Annotated in this window: 14 protein-coding genes; all 14 read left to right on the forward strand. The window is 37.0% G+C overall.

Annotated elements, in window-relative coordinates; translation table 11 throughout:
• Nucleotides 1-98: 98 nt before the first annotated feature.
• The 14 genes from HWV02_RS03105 (at nt 99) to HWV02_RS03170 (ending at nt 15,168) form a co-directional block, all read left to right on the forward strand.
• Nucleotides 99-1,046, forward strand: coding sequence for an ABC transporter ATP-binding protein (locus HWV02_RS03105; protein ID WP_211689675.1), 948 nt, complete (start codon nt 99-101; stop codon nt 1,044-1,046).
• Between the two features lie 31 nt (nt 1,047-1,077).
• Nucleotides 1,078-1,848 (forward strand): ABC transporter permease, encoded by a 771-nt coding sequence (locus HWV02_RS03110; protein ID WP_211689676.1) that lies wholly within the window; start codon nt 1,078-1,080, stop codon nt 1,846-1,848.
• Between the two features lie 80 nt (nt 1,849-1,928).
• Nucleotides 1,929-2,630 carry a tRNA (guanosine(46)-N(7))-methyltransferase TrmB gene (locus HWV02_RS03115; protein WP_211678413.1) on the forward strand — a complete coding sequence of 234 codons (702 nt, stop codon included), beginning with the start codon at nt 1,929-1,931 and terminating at the stop codon, nt 2,628-2,630.
• 719 nt (nt 2,631-3,349) lie between these two features.
• Complete coding sequence (locus HWV02_RS03120; protein ID WP_211689677.1) at nt 3,350-4,513, forward strand: polysaccharide export protein; 1,164 nt, start codon at nt 3,350-3,352, stop codon at nt 4,511-4,513.
• On the forward strand, nt 4,513-4,944 hold the full coding sequence (locus HWV02_RS03125) for a protein tyrosine phosphatase (protein WP_211689678.1): 432 nt from the start codon (nt 4,513-4,515) through the stop codon (nt 4,942-4,944). The genes HWV02_RS03120 and HWV02_RS03125 overlap by 1 nt, the downstream gene beginning before the upstream one ends.
• Nucleotides 4,945-5,092: 148 nt before the next feature.
• On the forward strand, nt 5,093-7,282 hold the full coding sequence (locus HWV02_RS03130) for a polysaccharide biosynthesis tyrosine autokinase (protein WP_211689679.1): 2,190 nt from the start codon (nt 5,093-5,095) through the stop codon (nt 7,280-7,282).
• Between the two features lie 215 nt (nt 7,283-7,497).
• Entirely contained in the window at nt 7,498-8,574 is a 1,077-nt protein-coding gene (gene rfbB, locus HWV02_RS03135; protein ID WP_211689680.1) for a dTDP-glucose 4,6-dehydratase, read from the forward strand.
• Nucleotides 8,574-9,473 carry a glucose-1-phosphate thymidylyltransferase RfbA gene (gene rfbA / locus HWV02_RS03140; RefSeq protein ID WP_211689681.1) on the forward strand — a complete coding sequence of 300 codons (900 nt, stop codon included), beginning with the start codon at nt 8,574-8,576 and terminating at the stop codon, nt 9,471-9,473. Before rfbB ends, rfbA begins: the two co-directional genes overlap by 1 nt.
• The gene (rfbC, locus tag HWV02_RS03145; RefSeq protein ID WP_211689682.1) at nt 9,473-10,030 is read left to right on the forward strand and encodes a dTDP-4-dehydrorhamnose 3,5-epimerase; all 558 of its coding nucleotides are present in this window, start codon (nt 9,473-9,475) and stop codon (nt 10,028-10,030) included. The genes rfbA and rfbC overlap by 1 nt, the downstream gene beginning before the upstream one ends.
• The gene (locus HWV02_RS03150) at nt 10,030-10,869 is read left to right on the forward strand and encodes an NAD(P)-dependent oxidoreductase (RefSeq protein ID WP_211689683.1); all 840 of its coding nucleotides are present in this window, start codon (nt 10,030-10,032) and stop codon (nt 10,867-10,869) included. Before rfbC ends, HWV02_RS03150 begins: the two co-directional genes overlap by 1 nt.
• A gap of 519 nt (nt 10,870-11,388) precedes the next feature.
• Nucleotides 11,389-12,681, forward strand: a complete 1,293-nt coding sequence (locus tag HWV02_RS03155) for a nucleotide sugar dehydrogenase (protein WP_211689684.1) — start codon at nt 11,389-11,391, stop codon at nt 12,679-12,681.
• 214 nt (nt 12,682-12,895) lie between these two features.
• A complete protein-coding gene (locus HWV02_RS03160; RefSeq protein WP_211689685.1) occupies nt 12,896-13,450 on the forward strand; it encodes a DapH/DapD/GlmU-related protein in 555 nt (184 codons plus the stop codon).
• A complete protein-coding gene (locus HWV02_RS03165; protein ID WP_211689686.1) occupies nt 13,435-14,256 on the forward strand; it encodes a glycosyltransferase family A protein in 822 nt (273 codons plus the stop codon). The genes HWV02_RS03160 and HWV02_RS03165 overlap by 16 nt, the downstream gene beginning before the upstream one ends.
• A 3-nt stretch (nt 14,257-14,259) precedes the next feature.
• Complete coding sequence (locus tag HWV02_RS03170) at nt 14,260-15,168, forward strand: glycosyltransferase family 2 protein (RefSeq protein ID WP_211689687.1); 909 nt, start codon at nt 14,260-14,262, stop codon at nt 15,166-15,168.
• The last annotated feature ends 3 nt before the right edge of the window (nt 15,169-15,171 follow it).

Below are 15,171 nucleotides of genomic sequence, written 5' to 3' on the forward strand. Positions count from 1 at the left end.
TCATGGCGAGTTTAAGCTGGAGTCTCTACTCCATCCTCGCATTTCTACACCATTCCAGTATAATTCATCTCCCATTCTTCACTAGGTTTGTTCATCTCATGACGTTAGCACTTGAAATAAAAGGGCTCCAGAAGACGTATTCTGGCGGAGTTCAAGCGGTCAAAAATATAAACCTTACCGTAGCCAAAGGTGATTTTTATGCACTGTTAGGGCCTAACGGTGCGGGTAAGTCGACGACTATCGGCGTGATGAGCTCATTGGTAAATAAAACCGCCGGACAAGTTAAGATCTTCGGTTTTGATATTGATACAGATCTTGAAGCGGCCAAGAGTAAGATTGGCTTAGTACCACAAGAATTTAATTTTAATCCGTTTGAAAAGATTGAAAATATTATCGTCAATCAAGCGGGTTATTATGGTGTACCGCGTAAAGAAGCGTTAGTGCGTTGTGAAGCATTATTAAAACAACTGGAATTATGGGACAAACGCCATGAAGCGGCGCGTAATTTATCTGGTGGTATGAAACGTCGATTAATGATCGCGCGTGCATTAGTGCATGATCCAGAGCTGCTTATTTTAGATGAACCAACGGCCGGTGTTGATATTGAATTACGTCGTACCATGTGGGAATTTTTGCAGCGTAAGAACGAGCAGGGTATTACGATTATTCTTACCACGCATTATTTAGAAGAAGCAGAAATGCTGTGCCGTAATATCGGCATTATTGACAAAGGTTTGTTAATTGAGGATACCTCAATGAAAGCCCTGTTATCACAATTAAATAGTGAGTCCTATTTACTTGATCTAAAGAGTCGATTTGATATAAACAGCAAATTAATCAAACCTGAATTAGACGGTTATAGCTGTCGATTATTAGATGATCATACCTTAGAAGTGGATGTAGCTAAAAATCGCGGTTTAAATTCGTTATTCGCGCAATTGGCGGCAATGAACATTCAAGTTCAGGGGATTCGTAATAAAGAAAACCGTCTCGAAGCATTATTCATGGATATAGTCGAGCAGGGTAGACAAGTGCAAGCCCATTAGTTTGCACAGACACTTGAATAAGTGAGTTAAAATGAAAAAAAATTATTTAATCGCGTTTAACAGTATTCTGAATAAAGAGATCACCCGCTTTACGCGTATTTGGGTGCAAACCTTAGTACCGCCAGCCATTACCATGTCGTTATACTTTGTCATCTTCGGCAACCTGATTGGCTCTCGTGTCGGCCAGATGGAAGGGTTTAGCTACATGGCGTTTATTGTTCCTGGCTTGATCATGATGTCGGTGATCACCAACTCTTACTCAAATGTGGCGTCGTCGTTTTACAGCGCCAAGTTTCAAGGCAATATTGAAGAGTTATTAGTATCACCGGTACCCACTTATATCATTATCGCCGGTTATGTCGGTGGCGGTGTTACGCGTGGCTTACTCGTTGGCTTTATTGTGACTTGTGTGTCGCTGTTTTTTGTACCACTGCAAATTCATAGTATATTAGTGATCGTGAGCACGTTATTACTCACCGCTATCTTGTTTTCGTTAGCAGGGTTGTTAAATGCTATCTTTGCAAAAAGTTTTGACGATATCTCGATTATCCCTACGTTTGTATTAACGCCATTAACCTATTTAGGTGGTGTGTTTTATTCAACGTCACTGTTACCACCGGTATGGGAAACTATTTCACACGCTAATCCCATCATTTATATGGTCAGCGCATTCCGTAATGGTTTCTTAGGCATCGAAAACATTCCATTATTTTATTCATTTACTGTCATCCTTGGTTTTATTGCTGTGCTTTATGCATTGGTATATCGCTTGATCAGTAAAGGTGTTGGTTTAAGAAGTTAACAATAAAAATACTCCCTCCCTAATCCTCGGCTTGGTAAAGGGAGGGGGTTATCACTCGTATTAACAAATCGGTAAAGCAAATGAATACTCAGCAGCAAACAACACAAGACGATTCGATGGGTAACTCTCGAGAGATCACAACTAACCAAACGGGCTTAAACGAGCACCTAGATGAAGTTGTATTAAAACACCTTAAGCACAAATTCCGTAAGCCATACCGTCAGCATACCGTTGAAGCGTTTGAACAGATGCAAGCTATTGTAGCCGCAGACCCACGCCCGATTATTTTTGATTCTTGCTGTGGCGTTGGTGAAAGCACTGCGAAGATTGCGCAGCTGCACCCTGACTGTTTGGTATTTGGTATGGACAAATCGGCAGACCGTTTAGACCGTAACGAACAGCATCGTCATGCGCATCAAATCGATGGGCAGGTATATCATTTATTTCAGGTGGATTTAAACGATCTATGGCGTTTAGCCGTGGATGCAGGCTGGCAGTTACATAAACACTATATCTTGTATCCAAATCCATGGCCAAAAGCCAAACATTTACAACGACGCTGGCATGGTGCGGCGGTCTTCCCGTCAATCTTAGCGTTAGGTGGTGAATTAGAGCTGCGTAGCAACTGGCAATTATATTTACAAGAGTTTCAGCATGCTTTATCACTGGCGAATGTAAAAAGTGACTTGCAGACGTACAAAGCAATAGAAGCCACCACACCATTTGAGCGTAAGTATTGGGCGAGTGGGCAAACGTCTTGGCAGTTAATCGCTAAACTGTAATTTAATTGGTAGATTATGTGTTCTTACAACCGCTTACAATATTTGTGGCTTGTATTTTGTATTCTATGTAAGGTTTTTAACCTTAGTCGCGATTTCTAATTATATTTATTACAGTGTTAGGATGACTTAAACTTTAATACTTAGTGATGGTTATTAGTTTAATATTGCTAGTCCCATCACATTTATATATTATTTTTGAATATTTTTTATTAAGTTCATAACTAATTGATATAAGAATTAAATTAATATTACAGTGTGACTTTTTATTCCATATTGAGTAGGCGAGTGCTTGCTGTAAATAGGGGAATATGCGAGAATCGCATCGATTTTAAGCGTGTAAATTGAAGATATGGATTATTAATAGGTATCGATAAATAGATGCCAATAAATTTATACTATTTAAATATCAACTAATTTAGTTACTTATCAGCGTTGAGGTGCTGCAACCTTCGGGCGGTAGCGTGATTTTTTATAAATAATGTGTGTTTGACTAAGCATTTTTAGAATTTATCAACATTTCATTACAGATGTCACAAATCACACAACCCCAATGTAACTCACTTGTAACCTTGGCGCAACATGCGTACTTGATACAGATTACATAAAGTTAGAACAATATATCTAAAAGTGTGACGTAATTGGCGTTACTTTATTAGTTTTAGTTATTCTCCCATCATAGCGGTATAATCCCGCTTTATTTAAAATAAATATTGGATCATATGAAGCATTATAAAAAATTGCTGCTAGCTGTTGCTTTACCTGTCATTTTAGCCGGTTGTACTGTACCTGGCACTTACTTAAATGTAGACGATAAGCAGGCATCTGAAAGTGCCAATGATGATAGTTCAGAAACCGTTGATATTTTAGAACGTGTTAATCTATATCCATTAACAGCAGACAAAATGGCAAGGTATAAAGCACCCCGTTTGAGTGCGCAAATTAATCCTGAATTAGATGCCAAATTAGCCGCCTACGAATACCGTATTGGTGCGGGTGATATTTTAAATGTAACGATTTGGGACCATCCAGAATTAACCATTCCTGCTGGCTCTTACCGTAGCGCGAGTGAATCGGGTAACTGGGTACATGCCGACGGTACTATTTTCTACCCTTACATTGGTTTTGTGGCTGTTGCAGGTAAAACAGTCGTTGAAGTTCGCGCCATGCTAACGGAGAAATTAGCCAAGTTCATTGAAACGCCGCAAGTCGACGTTAACGTAGCCGCGTTCCGCTCTAAAAAAACCTACATAACAGGTGAAGTGAACAAACCCGGCCAGCAATTTATTAGCAATGTACCGCTAACATTATTAGATGCAGTCAACCACGCTGGTGGTTTAGCGGCCGATGCAGATTGGCGTAATGTCACGTTAACGCGTCAAGGTGTTGAGAAAAAACTGTCTTTGCATGCCTTAATGCAACGCGGTGATTTAACCCAGAACCGTTTATTAATGCCGGGTGATATTGTGCACGTACCACGTAATGATGCACAAAAAGTGTTTGTCATGGGTGAAGTGAACGAACCTAAACTATTAAAAATTGATCGTGCAGGCATGAGTCTGACGGAGGCATTAAGTAATGTCGGTGGTATTAATCAATTGGCTGCAGATGCTACCGGTATCTTTGTGGTGCGTGCGAATCGTAGTGCTGAATCAGACACTAAGACAGATACTGACAGCAATATCATTGCAGATATTTATCAATTAGACATAACGAATGCAGCCGCGCTGGTTATTGGCACTGAATTTGAATTAAAACCTTATGATATTGTCTATGTGACAGCTGCCCCAATTACCCGCTGGAACCGTGTGATTGGTCAGATATTACCGACAGTAACAGGCTTTAATCAGCTAACTGAAAGCATCAATAACGTGAGAGCTTGGTAATGTTTAATAATATTTTAGTGGTGTGCGTGGGTAATATTTGCCGCTCACCATCGGGCGAGTATTTGCTTAAGTCGCTATTGCCGAATAAACATATTGCTTCGGCAGGCGTTGGTGCGCTTGTCGGTAAGCCTGCAGATAAACTGGCTTGTCAGGTAGCAGAAGAAAACGGCATCAGTTTAGTGGGTCATCAAGGTCGCCAACTTACCTCGGCATTGTGCCGTGAATTTGATTTGATCTTAGTGATGGAGCAAGGCCATATTAATGCGGTGACTAACATTGCCCCTGAAGCGCGTGGTAAAACCATGTTATTCAGTCAATGGTTACAAAAGCAAGATATCCCGGACCCGTACCGCCAAAGTAAAGAAGCGTTTGATCATGCTTACAACCTAATTGAAGCTTCTGCAAAAGCATGGGCCAAAAAGTTAGGTTAATAGCAGTTAGGTTAATAACTGTTAGGTTAATATAAGCTAAGTTAAAGCTGTTAAGTAGCCCCTATGTCGAACGACTATGACTACTTAACCTACTTATTACGCAAGCTATTTAGCGCTTAAATTTAAACATTGGAATTTGATTACTATTATGAGCAGCAATACACTCAATCAAACAAACAAGTCGCAGTCGTCATCAAGTAGTGACGCCGACGAAATCGATTTAGGCAAGTTATTCGGCATATTACTGGACGCGCGATGGAGTATTGTCGCGGTTACCTTTATTTTTGCTGTATTTGGTGTTGGCTATGCGTTATTAGCAACGCCAGTATATAAAGCCGATGCATTAATCCAAGTGGAACAAAAAAGCGGTGGTATGTCTGCCCTTGTTGGTGACATGGGGGATATGTTTTCGAGTGAGTCTTCTGCGACGACCGAAGTTGAGATCATTAAGTCACGTATGATCTTAAGCAAAACTGTTGAAAAACTCAATTTAACCACGCTTGCTGCGCCTAAATACCTGCCTGTTATTGGTAAAGGCTTCGCACGTATGAGTGGGCAACAGAATGACATTCGGATCAGTCGTTTTGACATTCCACGTTATGCTGCGCCTGCATTTAGTTTGATCATTGATGACGCTAGCAAAGGCGCTTATTCATTATATAACGATGACGGACGTAAGGTGTTATCTGGTATTGTGGGTGAATTAGCGCAAAACAATGATTATCGTTTGTTTGTGCAAGCGTTAGTGGGTAACAATGCTGATGAGTTCACCGTTGCTAAACAATCGCAACTTGATGCAATTCAATGGTTACAACAGAATTTATCGGTGAGTGAACGCGGTAAACAAACTGGTATTTTACAATTATCTTTCAGTGGCGAAGATAAAGCCTTAATCGAAGATATTCTGAATGATGTAAGCCAAAACTACTTCTTACAAAATGTACAACGGAACTCGGCTGAAGCAGAAAAAAGCTTAGCCTTTTTACAAGGTCACCTACCAAAAATTAAAACAGAGTTAACCGCGGCTGAAGATACCCTAAACCGCTTTCGACAAGACAACGAATCAATAGATTTAGGCTTAGAAGCCCAGTCAACGTTAAAGGTAATGGTTGAGTTAGAATCGCAGTTAAATGAATTAACGTTTAAAGAAAGTGATATTAGCCAACGTTTTACCAAGGACCATCCGGCGTATAAATCGTTATTAGATAAACGCCAAGTCTTGCTAGCTAAACAAAAACATCTTAACGAGCAAGTTCAACAATTACCAAAAACTCAGCGTGACGTATTACGCATGAAGCGTGATGTTGAAGTAAACCAGCAGATTTATATTCAGTTGTTAAACAAGGTGCAAGAACTGAATATTTTAAAAGCCGGTACGGTTGGTAATGTGCGTATTCTTGATACTGCACAAGCGTATAGCAAAGCAGTGAAACCGAAAAAATCACTGATTGTGGTATTAGCAACCTTATTGGGTGGCATGCTTTCTGTAGCTATTGTGCTTGTTCGTGCTGCGCTGCATAAAGGCGTTGAAAACCCGGATGAAGTTGAAGCCTTAGGTTTACCGGTTTATGCCAGCATCCCAATGTCAGATTGGCAATCAGAAATGGACGTTAAGCTTAAACATAATAAACGTAAAAAGAACTTTGAGTTACACGAAACATTACTAGCAGAATCAAACCCTGCAGATTTATCCATTGAAGCATTACGTGGCCTGCGTACCAGCATGCATTTTGCCATGATGGAAGCGAAGAATAACGTAGTGATGATCTCGGGCCCTGCACCTGGTATTGGTAAGTCATTTGTATCAGCTAACTTTGCTGCTGTAATTGCGAAAACTGGTCAAAAAGTATTGTTAGTTGATGGCGATATGCGTAAGGGCTATTTACAACGTCACTTCAACCTAGAATGGGAACGCGGCTTATCAGAAATGCTGTCGGGTAAATTAGACACTAAAGATGTCATTAAATCATCGAGTATTGAAAACCTCGATATTATTACCCGTGGTCAAATCCCACCAAATCCGTCTGAACTGTTAATGCATCCACGCTTTGTTGATTTTGTGACATGGGCGTCAAGTGAATATGACCTAGTGTTGATTGATACTCCGCCGGTACTGGCAGTCACAGATCCAAGCATTGTAGGTGCGTTAGCGGGTACAACTTTAATGGTTGGTCGTTTTGGTCAAAATACCGTGAAAGAAATTGAAGTCGCACGTCATCGTTTTGAAATGGCGGGAATTGAAGTGAAAGGCTTTATTTTGAATGCGGTAGAGAAGAAGGCGAGTGCATCTTATGGGTATGGTTATTATAACTATAGCTATGAGAGTGATAAGGCTTAGTTTATGAAAGACAAGACCTATTGGGGCCTGTTACTAAAAACCCGTAATCTCTAGGCTGTACAAGTGATTGCCCGACATGGAATGTCTCAAAATAGATAAAGTATGTCTCAGTGGTATAAACATCGCTGAGATATAAACATGAATAATATCAGTTAACCTTCATTTATATACTCGCTTTCGTGAGTTAATTTTAGAATTTAATACAAGAGAAAAGTATGAAAATCCTCGTTACTGGCGGTGCTGGTTTTATCGGTTCAGCTGTTATTCGTCATGTTATCAAAAATACCAACGACAGTATCATCAATGTAGATAAGTTAACCTATGCTGGCAACTTAGAGTCATTAGTTGATATTAAAGACAGTGATCGCTACGCGTTTGAACAAGTCGATATTTGCAGCCGTGAAGATCTTGACAGAGTATTTTCGGAATATCAGCCTGATGCCGTCATGCACTTGGCAGCAGAGTCGCATGTAGACCGTTCAATTGATGGTCCCGCAGCATTTATTGAAACCAACATTGTTGGTACGTATACGTTACTGGAAGCGACACGCTCTTACTGGAATAAGCTTGAAAAAATTCGTAAGGATGCATTTCGCTTCCACCATATCTCTACTGATGAAGTCTACGGTGATTTAGAAGGAACTGATGACTTATTTACCGAAACAACGTCATATGAGCCCAGTAGCCCTTATTCAGCATCAAAAGCATCAAGTGATCATTTAGTTCGCGCTTGGCAGCGAACCTATGGCCTACCAACTTTGGTAACTAATTGCTCTAATAACTACGGCCCTTACCATTTTCCTGAGAAACTGATCCCATTAGTTATTTTAAATGCAGTAGAGGGGAAACCTCTGCCTGTTTATGGTAATGGCATGCAGATCCGTGACTGGTTATTTGTTGAAGATCATGCCCGTGCTTTATATAAAGTGGTGACTGAAGGTGAGGTCGGTGAAACCTACAATATTGGTGGTCATAACGAGAAAGCAAACATTGATGTTGTGAAAACCATTTGCACTTTACTTGAAGAGTTAGTACCAAATAAACCTCATGGTATAACTAATTATCAAGATTTAACTACTTACGTAACAGACCGCCCTGGGCATGATGTTCGTTACGCAATTGATGCGTCAAAGATTGAGCGTGAACTTGGTTGGACACCTGAGGAAACATTTGAATCTGGTATGAGAACTACTGTCGAATGGTATTTGAAAAACAAAAAATGGTGGCGTAGCGTGTTAGATGGTTCGTATAGTATAGAGCGTTTAGGCACTGATTTAAAAGGAAATAAATAATGAAAGGTATTGTTTTAGCCGGTGGCTCTGGTACTAGATTATATCCAATTACACGCGGTGTATCAAAACAGCTATTACCCGTTTATGATAAACCCATGATTTATTACCCTTTATCAACGCTTATGCTTGCTGGTATTAAAGATATTTTAATTATTACAACACCCGAAGATAATGAAAGTTTCAAGCGCCTTTTAGGAGACGGCTCGGATTTGGGTATTAATTTAGAATATGCAATTCAGCCATCGCCAGATGGTCTAGCTCAAGCATTTATTATTGGTGAACAATTTATTGATGGTGACAGCTGTTGTCTAGTCCTAGGCGACAATATATTTTATGGCCAAGCGTTCTCTAAAATATTGCGTAAAGCATCTGAACAAAAACATGGTGCGACGGTATTTGGCTATCATGTCAAAGACCCCGAACGCTTTGGTGTTGTGGAGTTTGATCCTAATTTTAAAGCTGTTTCGTTAGAAGAAAAACCATTAACGGCAAAATCAAATTGGGCAGTGACGGGATTATATTTTTATGATAGTCGAGTTGTTGAATTTGCAAAAGAAGTTAAACCTTCAAGTCGAGGTGAGTTAGAAATCACAAGCATTAACCAAATGTATCTTGAGAATGAGTCTTTGAATGTTGAGTTACTAGGGCGGGGCTTCGCGTGGTTAGATACAGGTACTCATGAAAGTTTGCATGAAGCGTCATCATTTGTTCAAACTATTGAGAATATTCAAGGGCTTAAGGTTGCATGCTTAGAAGAAATTTCATGGTCTCAAGGTTGGTTAACAGATACTCAACTTAGTGAGCTTGCTTTACCTATGGCGAAAAATGAGTATGGCCAATATTTAATATCGTTATTAAATAATAAGGTATTGAACAATTCATTAAAGGTTAATAAATAATGAAAGTTATTCGAACAAAATTAAAAGATTGCATTATTATTGAACCTAAAATATTTGGTGATGAGCGTGGTTTTTTTATGGAAACATATCAATCTGAACGATATAAGGCAATCGCTGGTATTGAGCTTGACTTTGTTCAAGATAACCGTTCTCGTTCGACTAAAGATGTTTTAAGAGGGCTTCATTTTCAGAAAACAAAGCCGCAAGGGAAGTTAGTTACTGTTACCGATGGAGAGGTATTTGATGTAGCTGTAGACCTAAGACCAAACTCAAATACATTTGGACAATATGAGTCAGTTATTTTGTCAGGCGAGAATAAATTACAATTTTATGTACCTCCTGGTTTTGCTCACGGTTTTTGTGTGTTGACTGACACTGCTGATTTCCAGTATAAATGCACTGATTACTATGATCCTAATGACGAGTCAGGTTTAATTTGGAATGATAGCGATATTGGTATTGAATGGCCCATTACAAATCCTGAATTATCAGGTAAAGATCTATCGCAACCTAAGTTTTGTGAAATTAGAGATAAATTAGTAGAAGGTTGGGATTAATGAGTTTATATACTGTTTTTGGTGGGAAGGGATTTATTGGTTCAGAATTTGTTCATCAATTAAAAAATAAGGGACATGAGGTCTGTTTACCCGAAAGAGGTGATGAATCTATTTTTGAAAAAAATTTAGGTATCGTGATTTACTGTGCTGGATATGGCGATTGCCAAAAAAATCCTTTTAACGTATTAAATGCAAATACATTATTATTAAGTGAATTATTACGAAAGTCTACATTTAAAAAAATGGTTTATATCTCATCATCACGTGTATATATGAACCAAAATGGTAGTAAAGAATCGGATGATTTAACGGTTTGTTCAAATGATAATAGACGACTGTTTAACTTAACCAAATTAGTATCAGAAGAGATGTGTTTAAAAAGTCAACGTGACTGCTTAATCATTCGTCCTAGTAATGTTTATGGTTTAGCACTGAATAGTCCATTGTTTTTACCCGCGATAACAAGAAATGCCATTAATAATGGAGTCGTTGATATGTATGTAAACAGAGATTACTCAAAAGATTATATATCAGTACATGATCTTGTTAATACTACATTAAGCCTAATTGATATAAATGAAAAAAATACAACAATTATTAATTTAGCCTCAGGGGAAAATGTTTCAGCAGAGCAAATTGCTAAGGTTTTGATTGAAGAAACAGGATGTAGTGTTAATTGGCATATTGTTAATAACAATGAAAAATTTCCAATAACAAATATCGATGAAGTTAAAAGTAAATTTAATTTTAAGCCTCGGTCTGTATTATTAGATTTAAGAGATATGATTGAAAATTATAAAATTCATTTAGATAAGACTGTTACTCAAGAAGTAAATTAAATATTGAATACTTGTAATTATATAGAGTATAAATTACAAGTATTAAGTGGTGAGTATTATCTTAATTATGTTTTTAGTCGACTTGCTTTACCTGCGTTTGGATCCCCCTTTTGTGCAGGGCGACCGCACGAATAGATCAAAATCACATATTAGGTAATGCATAAACCCAAAACTTCTCGATTTATATTTTTTCTAGGTGAGCGGGAACACAAAAGTATGATCTACATTCGTTCATGCGGTGACCCTGCCCTTTTGTTTTTCAGAAATAGAGCTGAAGAGCCTGAAAGAACAGTTTTAATTAGTTGAAACGTGAAAGAGTAATTATTGCAATTCTTTACTGTTAGGCGTTTTCGTCGTTTTTAGTTGGGGCTTGTCGCATTAAACAAGCGAATAGAAAACAATTAAGTCCACAGTGTATTAGCTTATTCATAACTTAACCTCGCTATTTATTATATAAATGAAATGTAGTTTATGAAAAATGATTTTGAAATTAACGTTAAATAATTTATGGGCATTGAAATGAAACAAGTAATAGATATCGATAATGGTAATATTAATATCGGGATAATTGGACTTGGGTATGTTGGGTTACCTTTAGCCGTTGAATTTGGGAAAAAGTATAAAACAATTGGGTTTGATGTGGTGACATCAAGAATTGAAGAGTTAAAAACTGGCTTTGATGCCAACCTTGAAACTAGTAAAGACGATTTAGTTGCTGCTAAACAATTAACTTTAACAGGTGAGCTGAAAGAGTTAGCTGATTGTGATTTTTATATCGTAACAGTACCTACGCCTGTAGATGGACATTATACACCAGATTTAACGGCATTAAGAAGTGCGTCTAAATCAATAGCTATGCACCTCTCAAAAGGTAATATTGTAATTTTTGAGTCTACAGTTTACCCTGGAGCAACAGAAGAAGATTGTGTTCCCATTTTAGAGCAATATTCAGGTTTGAAGTTCAATAAAGATTTTTTTTGCGGTTATAGTCCAGAGAGAATAAATCCTGGTGACAAAAATAATGATTTAACCTCTATAATGAAAGTTACTTCGGGTTCAACAAATGAAAGTGGAATTGTTGTCGACCATTTATATAAAGCAATTATTAAGGCTGGAACATACTTAGCTCCTTCAATACAGGTTGCTGAAGCTGCTAAAGTTATCGAAAATACCCAAAGAGATGTAAACATAGCTCTAATGAATGAATTGTCAGTTTTATTTCATGCATTGAATATTGATACTAATGAGGTTCTAAAAGCTGCTGGTACAAAGTGGAATTTCTTACCATTTAAACCAGGACTAGTTGGTGGGCACTGTATTGGTGTTGACCCATATTACTTAGTTCACAAGTCAAAGAGTATTGGTTATACGCCTGAATTGATCATGGCTGGCCGAAAACTTAATGACACTATGGCTGATTACATATTCAATCAAATTTTGAAGACCTTTAGTTTAAAGGGTAAATTGATTTTGAATTCAGAGATATTGGTGTTAGGTTCGACTTTTAAAGAGAATTGCCCAGATACAAGAAATTCAAAAGTACCAGAAGTAGTAAATAAATTGGCGGAGTTTGGTGCAAATATTTCAATTTACGATCCATGGATTAATAAAGAAAAGTATCAAGATTCTTGCTCTCAATATTTGGTCGATGAGCCAGAGCTCGGAATCTATAATGCAATTATAATAGCAGTTGCACATGATGAATTTATTGAAATGGGCGCGAGTGAAATCAAAAAGTTTGGTATTGAAAATACTCTTATTTTTGATTTGAAAAATATCATGCCTGTTACTGATAGCGACTGGCGTTTGTGATGTCTTAATCATCCTGAGAAAATAGTATTCAGGCCGTACGCAGTTATGGCCTTTTTTGTCTGTAGAGTAAAACCATGAATAACCCCGTAATATATTGAGCCATAGTTATCTTAATATTCAAGGAGTTGTAACTTAATAGTTTCATAATATTATTTTTCCTCGCTATATAAGTTTTATAAACAGCTGGGTCATTATCATTTTAAGGGTATAAGTTGTGAAAATTGTGAAAATTTTTTGGGCGATTAGAGCTTTAGCTTATCGAGCTATATTTAATCGAATAGGAAACCTCTGCTATATTGGTCCTCCTCTTTACATCGAAAATTCAAAAAATACTACGTTAGGTAGTAAGGTTCGAATTTTTCCTGGATTAAGGCTCGAATCGCATTATAGTGGGAAAATAATTATAGAAGATGATGTAGCTATCGGTCAGAATTTTCACATAACCTCTGCAGAGGGCATCGTTGAAATTGCAAGTAAAACAACAATCTCAGGAAATGTCTTCATTACCAACATCGATCACAATTATACTGATATAGATGAGCACATAATGAATCAAAAATTCATTATTAAGGATACTTTCATTGGGGAAAATTGTTTTATAGGATATGGAGTTGCAATTCAAGCCGGGACAAAACTTGGTCGACAATGTATCGTTGGAGCTAATTCAGTGGTGAGAGGACATTTTCCTGATCGTTGTGTCATTGTTGGCGCTCCAGCTAAAATTATAAAACTATATAACGAGGAAACAGGAAATTGGGAACGAGTTTAGAATTGTTAAGAAAGAAATATAAATTTTCAATTATTATACCAATGTTTAATTCGAGTTCAACTATTATTCGGTCTCTTGAATCGGTAGCGTCTCAAACTGCAATTGATTTGATAGGTGAAGTGATCGTCGTGGATGATGGCTCAACAGATGCTTCATACGCGAAAGTAGAATCCTATATATCGAAGGGAATTAACATTAATGTTAGAGTTATCAAAAAAGAAAATGGTGGTGCTGCTAGTGCTAGAAATTTTGGTATAAAGATATCTGAATTTGATTGGATCGCGTTGTTAGATGCTGATGATGAATGGTTGCCTCATAAACTTGAATTTCAATATGCAATTATTTCAAAGGAAACCCATATAGATCTTTTAGGTAATGAAATTAATGATAATCCAGTTAATTTACTTTATAAAAAGTTCGATAAATTAACGCGAGTTAAATCATCTGAAGTTCTGTTAAAAATGTTCCCTCAAACTTCAACTATAATTTTCAAAAAATATTTGTTTGATGAAATTGGTGGTTTTGATGAAAAATTGAGATATGGCGAAGACGGAAGGTTTTTTGTCGAAGTTTGTTCATATTATAATTATTATTATCATCCGGAAAAATTAGTTATTTACGATGGAGGTAAACTAGGGTTTGGTGTTAGTGGACTAACTGCTAATCTTGAAAAAATGCATGAGTCGCAGTTAACTAACCTTAAATATTTTCTAGATAAAAAAATAATTGGAAAAAGTATGTTCTATTTTCTTCATGCATACTATAGATTGAAATATATTAGAAGAATATTAAAAACAAGGATATAAAAAGTGTCAAGTGATTTAATAAGCGTAATTGTTCCTACTTTTTCCCGTTCAGAAATGCTACCTAGAGCATTAACAAGCATTTTAAATCAAAGCTATAAAAATTTCGAAATTATAGTTGTTGATGATAATGGAATGGGCTCTCTCGACCAAGAGTCTACTTATCAATCTATAATTAAATTTTTGGATAATACTAATGTACGTTATGTTGCCCACGAAAAAAATTTAGGAGGGTCTGAAGCTCGAAATACAGGAATTAGAAATGCAGAGGGTCGATACATAACTTTTCTCGATGATGATGATGAATACTATGTCTCTAAATTAGAGACACAATTAAAATTCTATCAGGATAAATTTCCGGATGATAATGGATTTATTAATGGTCAAATAGATGTTGCGAAAAATGGAAAAATAGTTCGAACTACAAAATCTTCTGTTGAATATGATCATTTGCTCTTTTCTGCGGTTTCAGAAAAGATTCTTGGTACACCTACATTCTTTATTCCTAAAGAAATATTAGTCAAGAATGGAGGGTTTCCTATCATAGCTAAAGGTCAAGAGTGGTACTTGAGTGTTAAATTAATTGAAGCAGGGTATTCATTTCAATCGATGTGTGATTCCTTAGTTAAAGTTAATATCCATAATGAAGGTAGTATTTTTGATGGGAACAAATCTAATGAAAAACAGTTAGGTGGGTTGAATGCAATTTATGAAATTCAAAAAAGTTATTTTGAATTTTTTAATATAAAACAACAACATCACATTAAGTATAAGCATTGCTTGGCGTTAGCGAGATCGTATTCTAAAAATAACTTGCTTTTGTCAATTCGTTGGTTGATAAAAAGTCTTAGATATGGTTTTCCTCAACGAGATTTTGTTGCTGTTTCTTATCATATATTTTTATGCCGTCGTTAATTA

It is taken from the genome of Moritella sp. 28 (assembly GCF_018219435.1).
Taxonomy (GTDB): Bacteria; Pseudomonadota; Gammaproteobacteria; order Enterobacterales; family Moritellaceae; genus Moritella.

Bases quoted from the DNA above. Each gene is read 5' to 3' on its own strand.
- rfbC (WP_211689682.1), top strand. From the start codon at position 9,473: ATGAAAGTTATTCGAACAAAATTAAAAGATTGCATTATTATTGAACCT.
- HWV02_RS03120 (WP_211689677.1), top strand. From the start codon at position 3,350: ATGAAGCATTATAAAAAATTGCTGCTAGCTGTTGCTTTACCTGTCATT.
- HWV02_RS03105 (WP_211689675.1), top strand. From the start codon at position 99: ATGACGTTAGCACTTGAAATAAAAGGGCTCCAGAAGACGTATTCTGGC.
- HWV02_RS03110 (WP_211689676.1), top strand. From the start codon at position 1,078: ATGAAAAAAAATTATTTAATCGCGTTTAACAGTATTCTGAATAAAGAG.
- HWV02_RS03155 (WP_211689684.1), top strand. From the start codon at position 11,389: ATGAAACAAGTAATAGATATCGATAATGGTAATATTAATATCGGGATA.
- rfbB (WP_211689680.1), top strand. From the start codon at position 7,498: ATGAAAATCCTCGTTACTGGCGGTGCTGGTTTTATCGGTTCAGCTGTT.
- HWV02_RS03125 (WP_211689678.1), top strand. From the start codon at position 4,513: ATGTTTAATAATATTTTAGTGGTGTGCGTGGGTAATATTTGCCGCTCA.
- HWV02_RS03150 (WP_211689683.1), top strand. From the start codon at position 10,030: ATGAGTTTATATACTGTTTTTGGTGGGAAGGGATTTATTGGTTCAGAA.
- HWV02_RS03115 (WP_211678413.1), top strand. From the start codon at position 1,929: ATGAATACTCAGCAGCAAACAACACAAGACGATTCGATGGGTAACTCT.
- HWV02_RS03130 (WP_211689679.1), top strand. From the start codon at position 5,093: ATGAGCAGCAATACACTCAATCAAACAAACAAGTCGCAGTCGTCATCA.
- rfbA (WP_211689681.1), top strand. From the start codon at position 8,574: ATGAAAGGTATTGTTTTAGCCGGTGGCTCTGGTACTAGATTATATCCA.